This is a genomic window from Desulfofundulus thermosubterraneus DSM 16057, assembly GCF_900142025.1.
GTDB classification, from domain to species: domain Bacteria; phylum Bacillota; class Desulfotomaculia; order Desulfotomaculales; family Desulfovirgulaceae; genus Desulfofundulus; species Desulfofundulus thermosubterraneus.
Genome location: NZ_FQZM01000022.1, coordinates 1 through 16,939, shown reverse-complemented (window position 1 = coordinate 16,939; position 16,939 = coordinate 1). Strand labels below are relative to the sequence as shown.

The following is a 16,939-nucleotide window of genomic DNA, read 5'->3' as shown; positions in this document are numbered from 1 at the left end:
GGCAGCGGGAAGAAACAGGCGAAAATTGGACCGGTGTTTCGGTTTAGCTCCAATACTTCACTCCAGCACCCCCACCTCATCCTCCACCGCCTGCAATAATCGGCCGCTTTGCACCAGCTCCAACGCTTTGAACAGATCCGGATAAAGCACCCGGTCCCGGTCCAAAAAGGGGATTTCCGACCGGATTACTTCATAGGCCCGGGCGGTGCCCCGGCCCATTTTGTGCCTCTTGCCCAGATCAATGGCCTGGGCGGCACAGAGGAGCTGGATGGCCAGGATCTGCTGCACATTGCGGATGATGCGGCGGGCCTTGCGGGCCGCAATGGGGCCCATGCTCACGTGATCCTCCTGGTTGGCCGAGGTGGGAATGGAATCCACGCAGGCCGGTGAGGCCAGCACTTTGTTTTCCGATACCAGAGCGGCCGCTGTGTACTGGGTGAGCATCAGACCGGAATTGAGCCCACCGTGGGTGGTGAGAAAAGCCGGCAATCCGCTGGTGGCCGGGTCCAGCAGGCGGGCAACCCGCCGCTCGGCCATGCTGCCCAGTTCGGCCACGGCCATGCCCAGGAAGTCCAGGGCCAGGGCCAGGGGCTGGCCGTGAAAGTTACCCCCGGAGATTACCTCCCCCTCCGCCGGGAAGAGCAGGGGGTTGTCTGTGGCGGAGTTAATTTCGATTTCCAGCACATCCCGTACATAGTCAATGGCATCCAGGGTGGCGCCGTGGACTTGGGGGGTGCAGCGCAGGGTGTAGGCATCCTGCACCCGGGGACCGGCGGAGCGGGTGGCAATTTCCCCTCCGGCCAGCAACTGCCTCAGGTGGGCGGCGCAGCGCACCTGGCCGGCATGGGGGCGCACCCGCTGCACCCGGGGGTCAAAGGCGATGGCTAGCCCGTCCAGGGCTTCCACGGCCAGGGCGGCGGCAATGCTGGCCGTTTTGGCCGTCAGCTCGGCATCGTATACCGCCAGGCAGCCGATGGCACCCATGACCTGGGTGCCGTTGGTTAGGGCCAGGCCCTCCTTGGCTTGCAGGGTGAGGGGCGGCAGCCCGGCCACTTCCAGTGCCTTAGCGCCGCTGATCCTTTTACCCCGGTATTCGGCCTCCCCCAGGCCCAGAAGCACCAGGGTCACGTGGGCCAGGGGCGCCAGGTCCCCGCTGGCCCCCACGGAACCCTGCTCGGGTACCACCGGGTGCACCCCCCGGTTGAGCAACTGCAAAAGGTATTCCACCACCAGGGGCCGCACGCCGGAATACCCCTTGGCCAGGGTATTAGCCCGCAAAAGCATCACCGCCCGCACAATCTCCCGGTCGAAGGGTTCTCCGGTACCCACCGCGTGGCTCATGACCAGGTTTTTCTGCAGTAGTTCCGCCTGGGCCGGGGAGATGACCACATTGCTGAACTTGCCGAACCCGGTGGTAATACCGTAAACCACCTGTTTTTCCGCCACAATCCGCTGCACCATCCGGTGGGACTTTTCCATGGACAGGCGGGCCGCCGGCTCCAGAAAAACCGGGGCGTGCTGCCGGGCCACCCGGACCACCTGCTCTATACTCAAACTCTCCCCGTCCAGCCCGATGCTGTTGATTAAATCCTTCTGGATGCCGTCCCGGGACGTAGACCTGAGCAGCGCCGCCAAATGAAAGCCCTCCTTTCAAAACAAAAAGGAGCCAACAGAAACGCGCCTTAAACAGCACGCCCTCCGTCGGCTCCCTCATGGCTAATGGCTGTGAGCCTTTTCTGCTGTTGTTTAGTTAAATATTACATGGGGCGGGGCTAATTGTCAAGGGCCCCGTTAGTCCGGGTCCGTGTCAAGATCCAGTAGGTATCTCCACAAAAATTTTTTCCGTTATGAGACCTCACCGCTCAAAACATCAGCATCAAGGCAGCGGCCTTGACATCCACCCCGTAGGTGGTCAGACAAACCCACCGACGGGGCGGCTCCGGGGAACAGGTAAAGATAATACCAGCGCCCCGTCGCAAAAAACATTGTACCACCTGCGGGGACCCCGGCTGTCAAGGCTCCCCTAACGGCGCTGCCTTTTAAGCCCTCTGAGGCTCACCAGGGAACAGGCGCCTTTTGTAGAGAAACTCCCCAAAGGTGCTGATGGCTGTTTTATCCCGAAACCCGACCACCCTCTCCAGGTGCTCCGGTCACGTTCATTCATCAGGCGGGCATCGAGCTGTTCCAGTGCCCAGGTGAATATTTGGTTGCTGACCTTCTGACAAAGCTCGTGGATACCTTTTTCAAGTTCATAGAAGTGCTTGCAACTACCAAGTAATTCAATCAGACCCTTAACGAAAAGAAGGACTGCCCCCACTATGTGGCGAATGTTTAACATGAGACTTCACATTCCTTTAGTTTGCCTTTTGGTGTTTTTGGGACGAGGTCTCATTTCTTTTTCATGGGCTGATCCCCTTCTGGTACCTATTGAAATTTTACATGGCCCAAGAAAATTTTCCGGTCTTTTACTGAACAGTTAAGCCTTAGCCGTAAGGGGAACTGTCCTCCTTTTTTTTGCTATGCTCGATGCCCACATCGATGCGTTCGGAGGGTGCGCTTTCGTCGTCATAGCCGCGCCGGTTCTCGTAAATTACACCGTCATCGCCTATCTCGTACGGGATGTTTTCTACCTCTTCCACGTACCCCCGGTCCTCCTCGGCTAGTTCATTGGAACCGTAGTAAGCCCCAGCTTCAGCCTGCCCGGCATGTTCAAAATAACGCGCCACCTCCTGCCAGGAGTCTTCCAGGTCATACATTACACTTTCCATGTCTTCTTCAAAGCTGGTGTTATAAAGGTCCTTAATGATTTCCTCCTCTACAGGACGGTAGGAGCTAACCGGGCGCTTTTCATCCTGCAGGCGGCAGCGATAACAAACGGTAGTGTAGGGAATGGCCTCCAGCCTTTCCGGATCAATGGTTCCCCCGCAGATGTCGCAGGTGCCGTAAGTGCCCCGGTCAAGCCTGGCCAGCGCCTCATCAATGGCGCGAATCTTGATTTTGGCATCTTCCCGCAAGGCGAAATCCTTACTGCGCTCAAACATTTCCGTGCCGATATCGCCCGGGTTATTATCGTAGAGGGATAGTTCACCAATGGAATCGGCCATGGAAGTGGCCAGGCCACCCTCGTTGATGCCTTTGATCAGCTCCAGCTGTCTTTGTTTTTCTTCTTCCAGGCGGCGGCGTATCCCCGCCAGTTGTTGTGCATCCACCATGAATCCTCCTTTTGCTCCAGCACTTGTGCGCATGGGGTGGCTGGTGTCAGCCGGTGCCCTTCCTTTAGGGGCCGCCCAGGCGGCTCTGGACAATGGCCACAATCTCGGCGATGAAACCGCCGATTACCGGCAGGTTGAGCATCACCAGCCGTTGCAAAATCATAATCAGGATGGCCCCCAGCAGGGCAAAACCCACGGCTATACCCACACCCCTGGCCAGGCCGGAAAGGAAATTGACGTAAAGCAGCCTCCCGGGCTGTTCCAGCAACTCCACGTACTCGGCCAGTTTCATCTTTTCCATGTTAATGGATAGCTCGGTGATCTTGTCCCGCAGGGCCTCCAGAATGCACCTTTCCCTTTCATCCACCGGGACCAGCCTCCCGTGAGCATGGTTTAATTTTAATTTTCCCCGTGCGGTTAACACTAAACAAAAAATTTATAGCCCGGGTCAGAGCGGGTAGCTCCGGTAAGCAATAAAAAGCGGCGGCATTTTGCCACCGCTTTGTACAACTGCAAGATTCCTTTTATTTTAGAGTAAATGTTCAGTGACCCGGCCATGGTGCCGATGGTAGCGGGTTTACTGAACAATTACATTTTAGTGAACCCGCCTAAGCCCTGGCTTCTTTTGCTTTGGCCCGCTTTTCCCAAAGCTTGAAGTCCACCCACAGGGGGCTGGCGTTGCAGATGGAGGAATAAGCACCGCTGACCACACCGATGAGCATGGCCAGGACAAAGTTACGGATGGTGCTGCCGCCCAGGAAATAAAGGGCCACCAGCACAAAAACCACCGTCAGCACCGTGTTAATGGACCGGGTCAGGGTTTGCCACAGGCTGGCGTTGACCACATCTTCCAGGCTTTCCCCTTTTTTGCGGTTCAGCATGTTCTCCCGGATGCGGTCGAAAATGACAATGGTGTCGTTTATGGAGTAACCGATAATGGTTAAAAGGGCTGCCACAAAGGCACTATCGACCTCAATCCGGAAAAGGGAAAAGATACCGGTAACGACCAGAGTATCGTGCAGAAGCGCAATAATGGCCGCAATCCCCTGCTTGAACTCAAAACGAATGGTGATGTAAATAACCATCAGCACCGAAGCAATCAACAGGGCCAGGATGGCCTTGGTGGTCAACTCCCGGCCGATGGTGGGACCCACCGACTCGTTGCGCAACACGGTATTTTTGCCCAGCTCAGAAAGAGCGGCGATCAGCTTGTCCGACTCATCCTGTGTTAAATGCCGGGTGCGGATAATGTAATCGGTGGTACCGCTTTTTTGAATGCCCCGGCTGATCTCCAGCCCCTGGGCGGCCACCACCTGCCGCACCTTTTCCACTGGCACCGGCTCGGCAAAGCGGACCTCCAGCAGGTTGCCTCCGGTAAAATCAATGCCGAGATTCAACCCCTGAAGCATAAGGGAGATTAATCCAGGCAAAATAACCGCGATGGATATGGCATACCAGATTTTCCGCAGTTTAATAAAGTGCATTTTCCTTCAACCCCCTATGCTCCATAAGCTTTCGCGTTTCTCACCAGGCCGCTGGCCGCCACCAGGTGCAACAGCCAGCGGGTGACGGTGATGGCCGTAAACATGCTGGCTACAATACCGATCCCCAGGGTAATGGCAAAGCCCCGGATGGGACCTGTCCCGAAGAAGTATAGCACCACGGCAGCAATGAGGGTGGTAGCGTTGGCATCAAAGATGGCTGTAAAAGCCCGCTTGAAACCGGCATCAATAGCCGAGCGCAAACTCTTACCCGTCCGTAATTCCTCCTTCAGACGCTCGAAGATGATCACGTTGGCATCAACGGCAATACCCATGGACAACAGGAAGGCGGCGATACCCGGCAGGGTCATGGTCACATGCAGGCCCACGTAAATGGCCAGGACAATCAGGGCGTATATCAGCAGAGCAAAATCGGCCACCAAGCCCGGCAGGCGGTAGTACATGACCATGAAGATCAAAATGGCCAGCACCCCCACTAATCCGGCATGTTTTGATTTTTCCAGGGAGTCGGCCCCCAAGGCCGGCCCAATTCCCCGTTTTTCGGCCACCTCCACCTTTACCGGCAGGGCGCCGGAACGCAGCAGGATGGCAATATTGTGGGCTTCCTCCAGGGACTGGTATCCAGTAATCTGGGCTTTGCCGTTGGGAATGGGTTCCTGGACAACGGGAGTCTGCAACACCTGTCCATCCAAAATGATGGCTATGGGTTTGCCCACATTGGCTGCCGTTGCCTCGGCAAACTTTTTGGCCCCAGCGGCATTAAAAGTGAGATCTACTTTGATCTGCCCCGAAGTTGGATCCTTGGATTCAATGGCATCCTTCAAGTCGGCCCCGGTAACTACCGTTTTCCCGTCCATGGTTTTAAACTCCAGGTAGGCTGTTTTTACCATGGTACGCACGGCTTCCTCGGGGTCTATCCTGCCCGCGATTTCCACAATCAACCGGTCCCGCCCCTGCTGCTGGATAACCGGTTCCGCCACCCCGAACTGGTCTACGCGGCGTTGAATTACGGCCATCAGTTGCTTCATTGTATCGGGGGTAACCTTCACTTCAGGAGTGTCTTTAGCCTCCAGGACAACATGAACCCCGCCCTGCAAGTCCAGGCCCAGGGTAATGTCCTTTACTAGAGGCAGGTATTTTCCCAGATAGGGGTTGTTCTCAAAAACCGGCGCTACCGCGGCCACTGTAACCAGGGCCACAATCACCACGATGCCTGCAAGAATAAAAATTTTGTTCCACTTCATGGCCAAATCCCCTCTCAGACTACACTAGAGCAACTTGGAACCGTTTATGATCAGCTCAAAATTGCACTGCAAAAAGTTGGCCGCCCGGCGGCAAAGGGTCATCCGGGTAAGGAAGATCTCAAAATACTCCATGACCGGGCAAATATTAATGTCAATGGTGAGATCCATGGTAATGGTGCGTTTTTCCTTGTCCACCCAGATAAAAGCATGCTCCACGGCATAGTTTACCCGGTCGTGTATATCAAAGGTGGCGAAGTCCTGGTTGCGCACCCGGGAACGGTGTACGTCGGATTTGTCGGCCACAATCAGGGCTGCTGCCACATTGTTTACCGGCTGGCCGTACTGCTCCTCGTGATTAGCTATGGCCGAAATTACCGTGGCTATTTCATCGGGGTGCATGCCCATGCTGTTCAAAATAGAAAAGGCCAGGACCGCCCCGGAAATACCATGATCGTTCCTGCTGACTACATTGCCTATGTCGTGCAGGTAACCTGCGATAGCCGCCAGCTCGGCTTCCCTTTCGGGGTACCCCAGCCGTTCCAGGATACTGCGGGCAATACTGCTCACCAGGTTTAAATGCCGGTAGCTGTGCTCGGTGAAACCCATTACTCCCAGGTACTCATTGCCCTTGCGGATGAAGCTGTCCACGATCGGGTTGTTTTTGATATCTTCCAGGGTAATCAAAGAGTCCCCATCTCCTTAGCCATAAGAACCCACTTAAAACTTACGCCAGGCATTTTTAGCCAATACCATGTTTACGGAGAAAAAGAGTAGGAATGGCCTACTCTTCCGGGAAACCAGGGTTATTTTTCCTTTTCCTCTTCTTCCTCCCGTGGTCTGACCTGGGCAACGGCATTTTTCAAGATTTCAATCCGCACATTGTCCGCCACCCGCACCACCAGGGTATCATCCTTTATCTTGACTATGGTACCATAGATACCGCCTATCGTCACAATGGGATCATTTACCTTCAGGTTACGGATCATTTCCATGTGCTTTTTTTGCCGTTGCTGCTGGGGGCGAATGAGCAGGAAATAGAGCAGGGCAAACAGGGCTACAATGTAGAGCAACGAAACGACCTGCTGGTTCATATGAAACCTCCTTTCTCCTGACAAGTTATTATTCGTGCCGGAAAGGCAATTCCCTTTTAAGATGGGGAGAAAAATTTAATTTTTGTTCCAGTGGGCCAGAAATGCCACTTTATACTCGAGGAAATTGCCTTCCAAGATAGCCCGGCGAATGTTTCTCATCAACTCGAAAACAAAATGCAAATTATGGACGGTGGTCAGGCGAATGCCCAACACTTCGTTGGCCTTGATGAGGTGGCGAATGTAGGCCCGGGTGAAGTGCCGGCAGGTATAACAGTTGCACTCCGGGTCCAGGGGGCGAAAATCCCGGGCGTACTCGGCATTGCGCACCACCAGTTTCCCTTCACGGGTAAAAACAGTCCCATTGCGGGCAATGCGGGTAGGTAAAACGCAATCAAACATATCCACCCCCCGGGCCACACCTTCCAGCAGGCAGTCAGGCGACCCCACGCCCATCAAATAACGGGGCTTCTCCCGGGGCAGCAGGGGAACGGTATAGTCCAGAACCTGATACATGATATCCTTAGGTTCCCCCACACTGAGCCCCCCGATGCCGTATCCGGGAAAATCCAGCTCCACCAAATCCTTTGCACTTTTTTCCCGCAGGTCCCGGTGCACCCCTCCCTGAACAATGCCAAACAGGGCCTGGTCCTCCCGCCGCCTGGCTTCTTTACAACGCAACGCCCAGCGGCTGGTCCGTTCCATGGCTTCCCGCGCTTCTTCATAGGTGCAGGGATAGGGGGCACATTGGTCAAAGGCCATGGCGATATCCGAACCCAGAGCTTCCTGAACGGCCATCGCCTTTTCCGGGCTGAAAAAGTGCTCGCTGCCGTCTATATGGGAACGAAACCAGACGCCCTCTTCTTCAATACGGCGCAGAGACGCAAGGCTGAAAACCTGAAAACCACCGCTGTCGGTGAGGATAGGGCCGGTCCAGCCCATGAAGCGGTGCAGCCCCCCGGCCTCCCGGATCAGGTTGGCGCCGGGACGGAGGTACAGGTGATAGGTATTGCTCAAGATCAGCCTGCCGCCCAGGTCCCATACTTCCCGGGGAGTCATGGTTTTCACCGTGGCCTGGGTACCCACGGGCATAAACACCGGGGTTTCTACGTCCCCCCGGAGAGTGTGGAGCACCCCCGCCCGAGCCCCGGTGCGGGCATCTTCCTTAATGATGGAAAAGCTAACGGTCACGGGTCTTCTACCTCTCTAAAATCGACCTTTGCCTGCTGTTTGCACTCGCTCTGCAGTGAGCCTCGCAGGCCAAACTTCCCAGCACTCACCGGACAGGTACCTGCGCAGGTATTTAAACTGCATGCAGTAAGCACTCATCCCTTCAGAGAACTCCGGTTACAGTGAGTGTTGGGTCGCTGCTGCTATGCAAAACGGCAGTGACGCTGAAGCGTCATCAATGTCCCGGGCAGCACACATTAAATAATCAGCATGGCATCGCCAAAGCTGAAGAAGCGGTAGCGCATTTCCACCGCCGTTCGGTAGGCGTGTAAGATCTTTTCCCGGCCCGCAAAAGCGCTGACCATCATTAAAAGGGTTGAGCGAGGCAGGTGGAAATTGGTCACCAGGGCGTCCACCGCCTTAAACCGGTAGCCGGGATAGATGAAGATATCCGTCCACCCCGTCCCGGGCCGGACTTGTCCATCCTCACCGGCCACCGTCTCCAGACAGCGGGTGGTGGTCGTGCCCACGGCCACCACCCGGCCGCCCCGGGCGCGGGCCGCATTTATAGCCCGGGTGGCTTCTTCAGTAACCTCGTAATATTCGGCATGCATGTGGTGCCGGGTAATATCCTGAACCCTCACCGGCCGGAAGGTGCCCAATCCCACGTGCAGCAGCACCCGGACCAGCTGCACGCCCCTGGCTTCAATCCTGCCAAGCAGTTCCGTGGTAAAATGCAACCCGGCGGTGGGAGCCGCGGCGGACCCCTCCTGCCGGGCGTAAACTGTCTGGTAACGCTCGGGATCTTCCGGGTACTTCTTAATGTAAGGAGGCAGGGGCATCTTGCCCAGCCGGGACAGCACCTCCTCAAAGGGGAGAGCCGAGGTAAAGGATATTACCCGGCCGCCTGCAGCGGTGACATCCTCGATCAAACCCTCAGCCAGACCATCGCCAAAGATCAGGCGGGTACCGGGCCTTAACCGCCGCCCCGGCCGTACCAGCGCCTCCCAACGCCGCTCGTCCAGCAGCCTGAGGAGTAGAACCTCCACTTCTGCCGCGCCTTCCGCTTTGCGGCCCGTCAACCGGGCCGGAATGACCCGGGTATCATTAATCACCAGCACATCTGGAGGTGAAAGATACTCCACGATATCCCGGAACAACCGGTGTTCCATGCGGCCATCCTGCCGGAACAACACCATCAACCGGGACTCATCCCTGCGGGGGGCCGGGTCCTGGGCTATTAGTTCCGGCGGCAGCTCGTAATCAAAGTCACTCAATTGAAAGCCCAAAAAACCATCACCCAAACTTCAGGCGCCATAATTGGAAACTATCTGGACACCTGAATAATAGTATTTCAAGATTTCCTGGTAACTATAACCCTGGGAAGCCATGCCAAGGGCGCCGTACTGGGACATACCCACGCCGTGGCCCCAGCCGCTCCCCCGGAAGGTAACCTTCACTAAACGGGGGTGGTCATCCTGCTGACCCTGAACGGGTATGACCTGTGTTTCCGTGGGCTGCTGCGTCATTACCTTTTCCATGGTAAAACAGGCGCTCTTTAAGCCCAGGGCACGGCGCACCTCATCGGCTTTTCCTTTAAGGGGATCTCTGCCGATTTCGATGGTTAAAGGTTGCCCGTCCAGACCCAAACCGATAACCGCAAGGATTTTCACCCGCTGGCCGGTGGAAGTACGCTCCATTTCTACTAAATCATAAATTTCACTGAAGTGGTAGCCCATCGCGGCCAGTTGCTCCTTGAGCTGCCCGGCAGTGTAAGTCTTGGTCCAGTCGTAATGGTTGTTCTGGGGGTTACGATCGAAGGGGTCCGGCCGGCCACGCAGATATTCCACCTGGTTTCTCCAAACGTCCTCACTGTTCTCGGTGTACCCGCCGCTTGAGCTATGAAAAACGGCACTGATGGGCCGGCCGCGGTAGGTTACTACAATTCCCCTGGTTTCATCCACCGCTTTGCTGGCGGCGGGATGCTCCCCATCGTATCCCCGGTATACCTGGCTTGCCTGGGTAGCCAGCACATCAAAGCCCTGGCTCGCGTAGGTCCCCATTTGGGCCAGAACATAACTGCGGGCGGCCACCGCCTGGGCCTTCAATGCTTCCCCGGGCCAGTAGGCGGGCATCTCCGCCGGCACCACCCCATAAAGGTATTCTTCGATGGGCAACTGGTTAACCACCGTGAGCCCCTTGTCATCCAGGCGGAACTCCATATTGCCCCTGTAGCGGCGGGCCTGATCCCCCTGGTAGAGGGTAACCAGGTTCAGCCCCCCGGCAGGGGCAATTTTTTTCATTTGCCCGCCGGCACCCATTACGCTGACGCCCGCAAGATTATTGAGCACGACCTTCTTGCTGTTTGCCCCCAGGGCGTGCAGGCCGCTCTCCCGCTTTACTTGTTTTCCTGTCCCCGAAAGAACGTCCACCTGTAATGCTTTGCCCGACAACCCTAAAGGTTCTTTAAAGCTGCCAATACGGGTGCCATCCCTGTACAATTCCAAGCCGTCTGGAGAATAGCGTACCTCCCAGCGCTGACCGGGAGCAACCTCAGATATAATCTTATTGGTATCATAATCAACCAGTTGATAATTTCCCGTTACTGAAAAGGCAACCTGACTGGTCTTCTGTACCAGGCCAACCCTTACATCATGGGGTTCCACCATTACCTCCCCCGGTGCCGGCCAGGCGGGATAGCCCAACAGGGCCAGCAGTCCTAAAAGAAGAATAACTGAACTCAAACTCTTTTTAAACACTAGACATTAACCCCCTGGATGTAAATTATCCCCACCCAGGTAAGTTCGACGCATTTCTCCCGGTTTCCTCCCATTTAGGTACTAACGTCGAAAAATCAGGTTTAGAATCAGCGTGAGGACAAGGCTCAAGATAATGGAAGTAACAATGGGGAAGTAAAAGGTAAAATTACCCTTCTGGATAAAGATGTCTCCTGGGAGACGGCCCAGGTGGAAGAGCCTCTCCGATGCCATGAGCAGGCCACCGACGACCAGCAGGAAGACACCCATCAAGGCCAGCATTTTGCCCAAACTGTCCATCATTTTCCTTCACCTGCGCCTTCTCTTTTGGAAGAACGGTAGTAACGCTCCTTTTCACTGTATATGCACCCGCAGTACTGCTGGCGGTACATGCCCAACTCCTTTGAGCGGGCGACTGCTTCCTTGAAACCGGGACGAAAATCTACGTAGTAAAAGGGCACTCCTGACTCCTCACCTACAGCCTCGCCAATTTCCCGGAGCAAGTCGTGTTTTTGAAAGGGGCTCACCAGCAGGGTGGTGGTAAAGGCATCAAAATCCCCCCGCCTGGCCACCCTGGCAGCCTGCCGCAAACGCAGGGCATAACAGAACTGGCAGCGCCGGGCTTCCCGGTGAACCACCATTTGCAAAAATTGTTCCAGGGGGTAGTCCACGTCGAAAATTACGGGGAGTTCCTGTTCCCGGGCGTATTTTTCCAGCGTTTCCCTACGCCTTTGCCACTCGGTGTAGGGGTGGATGTTGGGGTTAAAGAAATAGCCGTGTACTATATGTCCCTCATTACGCAAGTAGTCCAAGGGATAGATGGTACAGGGACCACAACAGGTATGCAGCAGTATTTTCATTTGGACATCACCCTGTTAGATATTGCACATACTAGCTGGCAGCAGTCGTCCCCAGTCGCTTAAATACTCACTTTAGTGACGAAGGCCGCTCAATAGATACTGTCGTATAACTACCCGGGACAGCCCAGCACTCACTGGTAAGGTGCTTCTCTTGAGTAACATTAGTACATAGAGTAACATATGCTCAATAGCTATTATTCTAACGCAGCAGTTGTTCTAGTGAGTGCTGGGTCGCTCCTTAAGGGACGACCCCCGCCTGTTTCTTTTCTGGTTTTGCGACAGTACCTCATGTTCATTTTAGGATCTCGACACTTACTACAATATTACCACAGGCTGACTTGAACGGGATCCTGTTTTAAAGGTAAGCCGAGGTGTTTGTAGGCCGCAGGAGTGGCCACCCGTCCCCGGGGCGTGCGGGCCAGGAGCCCTGTCTGCAAAAGGTAGGGTTCAAAAACATCCTCCAGGGTGCCTGCTTCTTCACCTGCTGCTGCCGCCAGAGTATCCAGGCCCACAGGCCCGCCGTTAAACTTCTCTATAATTATGTGCAGCAGGCGCCGGTCGGTATGATCCAGGCCCAAAGGGTCCACCTCCAGAAACTGCAGCGCCTTCACGGCCACTGCCCGGGTGATCATGCCTCCGGCCCGGACCTGGGCATAATCCCGCACCCGCTTTAGTAGACGATTGGCCACCCGGGGTGTCCCTCTGGACCGCCGGGCAATCTCTAAAGCCCCCTCCGCTTCTATCGGGATCCCGAGGATATGGGCCGAACGGGAGATGATCTGCACCAGCTCGTTGACCTCGTAATATTCCAGCCGGCAGATTACCCCAAAGCGATCCCGCAGGGGAGATGTAAGCAGGCCGGCCCGGGTGGTAGCACCAATCAAGGTAAACCGGGGCAACTCCAGGCGCAGGGAACGGGCCCCTGGCCCTTTCCCGATTACAATGTCCAGGGCAAAGTCCTCCATGGCCGGGTACAGTATTTCCTCCACCGGCCGGCTCAGGCGGTGGACCTCGTCAATAAACAAAACATCTCCCAGGGAGAGATTGGTCAGAATGGCTGCCAGATCACCGGGGCGTTCTACGGCCGGGCCGGATGTGACCCGGATGCCCACCCCCAGCTCGCTGGCGATGATCCCTGCCAGGGTGGTTTTTCCCAGGCCGGGGGGGCCAAATAAAAGCACGTGATCCAGCACTTCCCCCCGTTCCTTGGCCGCGCGTATAAAAATAGACAGGCTTTCCTTAATTTTTTCCTGACCGATAAAATCCTGCAACCGCCGTGGCCGCAGGGTGTATTCGCCTTCCCCGTCCTCCGACCGAAAGGCAGCGGAAAGCAGCCTATCCTCCAAGGGCAAACACCCCCATTACCGTTTAAGCGTTTTTTTGCCGGCCCAGCCACTGGAGGGCAAACCGTAGCAACTCTTCGGTAGAACCGGAAGCAGCCTGCTGGCGGACCTGCCGTACGGCCCGGCGGGCCTCCATCTGGGCGTAACCCAAAGCCACCAGGGCAGCTACGGCTTCCCCCTCGTACCCCGGAGTACCTGTTTCACCTGTATCATCTGTACCGTCAGCCTCGAAAACCATGTTCGCCAGCTTGTCCTTCAACTCCAGGATAATGCGCCGGGCCGTTTTTTTGCCTATCCCAGGAACGGCTGTAAGGATGTTTTCATTTTCCTCCACCACCGCCCGGCGCAAAGTGCCGGGGGTTACCGTAGAGAGAATAGCCAGGGCTGCCCGGGGGCCTACTCCGGCCACATTTAATAGACTGCGAAAGGTTTCCAGCTCCACCCGGCTGGAAAAACCAAAGAGGGCCGGCCCGTCTTCCCGCCAGATTAAATGGGTATGCAGGTGCACCGGTTGCCCTTTTGGCGGTAGAAGGCTCACCATGGATAGGGGTACCCGCACCAGGTACCCTACCCCATGGACATCCACAATGATGCCATCCTCCTGTATTTCCAGCAGATTACCACTGAGAAAGGCAATCATGCAATGGGTTTCCTCCCTTTGCCCTTTGACTACCAAGGCGGTGGGCATGACAGATGGCCACCGCCAGGGCATCAGCCACATCATCGGGGCGGGGGATTTCGGGCAGGCATAAGAGGGCCCGCACCATGTACTGGACCTGTTCCTTGGCCGCCCGGCCGTAGCCAACCACGGCCTGTTTAACCTCCAGGGGGGTATATTCGGCTACTGTTAGACCGGCATTTACGGCTGCCAGGAGGGCCACTCCCCTGGCCTGTCCCACGGCCAGGGCTGTGCGGGCATTTTTGTTAAAAAAAAGTTCTTCCACGGCAAATTGTTGGGGTTGATATAGTTTAAGCACCAGTTCCAGCTGCCGGTAAAGATGCTGCAACCGGGAAGGCATAGGCATACCAGCTTGTGTTGTAATGCAATCGTAGGCTACCACCGTCAGCCGGTTTCCCTGTAGTTCAATTATGCCATAGCCGGTGATGGCCGTGCCCGGATCGACACCAATAACCCGCATAGAACTCTCTCCCCCTCTAAAAAATTCCACACCACCCGCCCGGGCTCCTGCCACCAAATCAAAAATCAAGTCCGGGATTAGTCCCGGACTCCGTTGCCTCATCCAGGTTTTCCAGCATGGCGTTTACTGCCTGCTCAGAAGGAAACTCCAGTTCCGCCCGCAAAATGGCCTGGGTTTCCGGATCCTGGCGGTTAAAATCGCCCGCCTTGTGCAATTTCAACTGTAAATCGGGATGAAGGGTGGCTACGGGCATGTTTTTTTCTACCCGGAGCAGTTTTTCATCATAACCCAGGGGTCCCTCAAATACGGCCAGGCAGCCCTCGTGAACACCCAGGTGCCGGTAGTTCTTGTGTTCCGGGCAGAAATCCTCAACCCGCTGCTTTAATATTAACATCCTGCCCTGCTCTTCCATGCTCCAGCCCTCGGCCGCAGGATAACGCCTGGCCAGGCCCTCCCGGTCCAACCCGAGCAGTTCCCGGGGAGCACGACCCAAAAAGACAATGTGGATGTCACCGCAAAGATATTCTCTTTCTTCCTGGACAAAGGTGTCGCTTTTCACCGGCAGAATAGATTGGTCGCCGGAGTTAAAGACAGCCAGGCCAGGCTTGATGGAGGGTTCCCCCAGGAGGTTCAAGCCCAGGTAGACAGTTATGGCTACCCCAAGCATCATCAACAAGCCCGCGAAGGCATAGAGTAACCTTTTAAGCATGGTTCCGGACACTCCTTAAAACAGCAATTCGTTACCTACCATATTATTGCCACTTTTTGCCGGAACCATACTTCTCCAGGTTTATTCCCTAGTAATCCTCCAGTTCAAAGTTGGCGTACACTTCCTGAACATCGTCGTGATCTTCAAGGGCTTCCATCAAACGCACCATTTGTTCCGCCTCTTGGCCGGTAAGCTTAACCGTGCTCTGGGGCACCATGGTTACCTGCGCCTCGGCAATGGGGATACCTTTTTCCACCAGGGCCTGGCGCACCTTTTCGAAATCCTCGGGAGCGGTGATGATTTCAAACTCGTCCTCTTCAGTTTTCATGTCTTCGGCCCCTGCCTCCAGAGCGGTGAGCATTAACTCATCCTCATCCAGGCCATCTTTTTCTACTACGATAACGCCCTTTTTGGAAAACATCCAGGAGACGCAGCCCGCTTCACCCAGATTACCGCCGTGACGGGAGAAAAGGTGCCGGATCTCCCCGGCGGTGCGGTTCCGGTTATCGGTCATGATCTCCATCATAACCGCCACCCCACCGGGACCGTAGCCCTCGTAAATCAGTTCCTCGTAGTTGGCCGCGCCCAGTTCACCGGTGCCTTTCTGGATGGCCCGTTGAATATTCTCATTGGGAATATTGGCTTCTTTAGCCCGCTGTATTGCCGCTTTCAGCCTGGGGTTGGCGTCTGGATCTCCGCCTCCCAGACGAGCCGCCACGATAATTTCCCTGGACAAGCGGGTAAATAGTTTACCCCTCTGGGCATCCACCTTGGCCTTTTTCCGTTTGATGGTTGACCATTTGGAATGACCGGACATCTCTCACAACCTCCTTCCCCACCCAAAAGCGCCGGGGTAATTTCGCATAACCACTTGGGCGGCGGTATCTATGAGGAAGGCTAAAAAGGCGGCAGGGCTGGCATCTGCTTTTTGTGGGCGTTTTTAGCCGCCAGGCACTTGACTACTTCCCTTACCCGGTCGTCAGCCTTCCCGGTGAGGATAAATTCATCCAGTTCCTGGTATGTTATGCCCATTTCCGCCTCGTCGTTTTGCCCGACCCACAGACCGGCAGAAGGGGGTTTTTCTATAATACGCCGCGGTATGCCGAGGTATTCAGCCAGCTCATAAACCTGGCGCTTGACGAGGTTGCCAATGGGCAAGAGGTCCACGCCGCCGTCACCATACTTGGTGAAATAACCGACGGTTAGTTCACTGCGGTTGCCCGTTCCGGCAACCAGATACTGCAGCCGGGAAGCATAAAAATAAAGCGTGATCATGCGCAGCCTTGGCTTGATGTTGATAATGGAAAGATCCTTTTTCTCCACGTTGCAATCTTCACCGGTCAAAAGGCGAACCAGAAGGGCATAGGGACCGTCCAGCACGATTTCTTTAAAAGGAATATCAAAGGTCCTGGCCACCAGCCTGGCGTCCTCCGCATCCTGGGGATTGCTATAGCAGGGCATAATTACCCCCAGAACGCTGTCCGGACAGGCCCTTTTGCATAATACAGCCGTAACAGCGGAATCAATACCGCCGCTTAAGCCTACCACATAACCCCGGGCTCCCCTTTCAGCGGCCTGTTCTCTAAGCCATTCGGTTAACCGCTCCGCGAGCAGATGCAAACTCAATCACCCCGTTGCAAAAAAATCTTAGCTTTTATCATACCACGCGGGTTTAGATAAAGCAATTATCCTCCTGTGACAGACAGGACCTAATACATGGAAATACCCCCGGTTTAAGAACCGGGGGCACATTAAAATAATTTTCCGGCAGCGACCTACTCTCCCGGGGGTCGACCCCCAAGTACCATCGGCCCTGGAGGGCTTAACTTCCGTGTTCGGGATGGGAACGGGTGTTTCCCCTCCGGTATAGCCACCGGAAATTTTTTTTATTCCCTCAAAACTTCACAGCGGAGTTT

Annotated in this window: 18 protein-coding genes, 1 rRNA gene and 1 pseudogene; all 20 read right to left on the bottom strand. The window is 55.5% G+C overall.

Going from position 1 to position 16,939, the window contains the following annotated elements:
- Window positions 1-57: 57 nt before the first annotated feature.
- On the bottom strand, window positions 58-1,584 hold the full coding sequence (gene hutH / locus BUA65_RS09495) for a histidine ammonia-lyase (RefSeq protein ID WP_072869257.1): 1,527 nt from the start codon (window positions 1,582-1,584) through the stop codon (window positions 58-60).
- A 479-nt stretch (window positions 1,585-2,063) separates the two neighbouring features.
- Window positions 2,064-2,338, bottom strand: a pseudogene (locus BUA65_RS09490) (UPF0236 family transposase-like protein); the annotation flags it as partial.
- 145 nt (window positions 2,339-2,483) lie between these two features.
- Entirely contained in the window at window positions 2,484-3,212 is a 729-nt protein-coding gene (locus BUA65_RS09485; RefSeq protein WP_072869211.1) for a TraR/DksA C4-type zinc finger protein, read from the bottom strand.
- Between the two features lie 64 nt (window positions 3,213-3,276).
- A complete protein-coding gene (locus BUA65_RS09480) occupies window positions 3,277-3,579 on the bottom strand; it encodes a DUF5665 domain-containing protein (protein WP_072869209.1) in 303 nt (100 codons plus the stop codon).
- Between the two features lie 241 nt (window positions 3,580-3,820).
- Window positions 3,821-4,696, bottom strand: coding sequence for a protein translocase subunit SecF (gene secF / locus BUA65_RS09475; protein ID WP_072869207.1), 876 nt, complete (start codon window positions 4,694-4,696; stop codon window positions 3,821-3,823).
- Between the two features lie 14 nt (window positions 4,697-4,710).
- The gene (gene secD / locus BUA65_RS09470; RefSeq protein ID WP_072869205.1) at window positions 4,711-5,958 is read right to left on the bottom strand and encodes a protein translocase subunit SecD; all 1,248 of its coding nucleotides are present in this window, start codon (window positions 5,956-5,958) and stop codon (window positions 4,711-4,713) included.
- Window positions 5,959-5,982: 24 nt separating this feature from the next.
- Window positions 5,983-6,642: an HD domain-containing protein gene (locus BUA65_RS09465; protein WP_072869203.1), complete on the bottom strand. Its 660-nt coding sequence runs from the start codon at window positions 6,640-6,642 to the stop codon at window positions 5,983-5,985.
- A gap of 119 nt (window positions 6,643-6,761) precedes the next feature.
- The gene (yajC, locus tag BUA65_RS09460; protein WP_072869201.1) at window positions 6,762-7,049 is read right to left on the bottom strand and encodes a preprotein translocase subunit YajC; all 288 of its coding nucleotides are present in this window, start codon (window positions 7,047-7,049) and stop codon (window positions 6,762-6,764) included.
- A gap of 75 nt (window positions 7,050-7,124) precedes the next feature.
- The gene (gene tgt / locus BUA65_RS09455; RefSeq protein ID WP_072869199.1) at window positions 7,125-8,237 is read right to left on the bottom strand and encodes a tRNA guanosine(34) transglycosylase Tgt; all 1,113 of its coding nucleotides are present in this window, start codon (window positions 8,235-8,237) and stop codon (window positions 7,125-7,127) included.
- Window positions 8,238-8,473: 236 nt separating this feature from the next.
- Window positions 8,474-9,505 (bottom strand): tRNA preQ1(34) S-adenosylmethionine ribosyltransferase-isomerase QueA, encoded by a 1,032-nt coding sequence (queA, locus tag BUA65_RS09450; protein WP_072869255.1) that lies wholly within the window; start codon window positions 9,503-9,505, stop codon window positions 8,474-8,476.
- Window positions 9,506-9,523: 18 nt separating this feature from the next.
- Window positions 9,524-10,975, bottom strand: coding sequence for a SpoIID/LytB domain-containing protein (locus tag BUA65_RS09445; RefSeq protein WP_072869197.1), 1,452 nt, complete (start codon window positions 10,973-10,975; stop codon window positions 9,524-9,526).
- Window positions 10,976-11,056: 81 nt separating this feature from the next.
- Window positions 11,057-11,275 carry a DUF2905 domain-containing protein gene (locus BUA65_RS09440; protein ID WP_072869196.1) on the bottom strand — a complete coding sequence of 73 codons (219 nt, stop codon included), beginning with the start codon at window positions 11,273-11,275 and terminating at the stop codon, window positions 11,057-11,059.
- Window positions 11,272-11,832, bottom strand: a complete 561-nt coding sequence (locus BUA65_RS09435) for an epoxyqueuosine reductase QueH (protein ID WP_072869194.1) — start codon at window positions 11,830-11,832, stop codon at window positions 11,272-11,274. The genes BUA65_RS09440 and BUA65_RS09435 overlap by 4 nt, the downstream gene beginning before the upstream one ends.
- A gap of 323 nt (window positions 11,833-12,155) precedes the next feature.
- Window positions 12,156-13,178 (bottom strand): Holliday junction branch migration DNA helicase RuvB, encoded by a 1,023-nt coding sequence (gene ruvB, locus BUA65_RS09430; protein ID WP_072869192.1) that lies wholly within the window; start codon window positions 13,176-13,178, stop codon window positions 12,156-12,158.
- Between the two features lie 22 nt (window positions 13,179-13,200).
- Complete coding sequence (gene ruvA, locus BUA65_RS09425) at window positions 13,201-13,863, bottom strand: Holliday junction branch migration protein RuvA (RefSeq protein ID WP_165613230.1); 663 nt, start codon at window positions 13,861-13,863, stop codon at window positions 13,201-13,203.
- Window positions 13,793-14,314: a crossover junction endodeoxyribonuclease RuvC gene (gene ruvC, locus BUA65_RS09420; RefSeq protein WP_072869188.1), complete on the bottom strand. Its 522-nt coding sequence runs from the start codon at window positions 14,312-14,314 to the stop codon at window positions 13,793-13,795. Before ruvC ends, ruvA begins: the two co-directional genes overlap by 71 nt.
- A gap of 58 nt (window positions 14,315-14,372) precedes the next feature.
- A complete protein-coding gene (locus BUA65_RS09415) occupies window positions 14,373-15,023 on the bottom strand; it encodes a hypothetical protein (protein ID WP_072869186.1) in 651 nt (216 codons plus the stop codon).
- A gap of 88 nt (window positions 15,024-15,111) precedes the next feature.
- A complete protein-coding gene (locus BUA65_RS09410; RefSeq protein ID WP_072869184.1) occupies window positions 15,112-15,840 on the bottom strand; it encodes a YebC/PmpR family DNA-binding transcriptional regulator in 729 nt (242 codons plus the stop codon).
- Between the two features lie 80 nt (window positions 15,841-15,920).
- Window positions 15,921-16,643, bottom strand: coding sequence for an NAD(+) synthase (gene nadE / locus BUA65_RS09405; protein WP_072869182.1), 723 nt, complete (start codon window positions 16,641-16,643; stop codon window positions 15,921-15,923).
- 142 nt (window positions 16,644-16,785) lie between these two features.
- Window positions 16,786-16,901 (bottom strand): 5S ribosomal RNA (gene rrf, locus BUA65_RS09400).
- Window positions 16,902-16,939 lie beyond the last annotated feature (38 nt).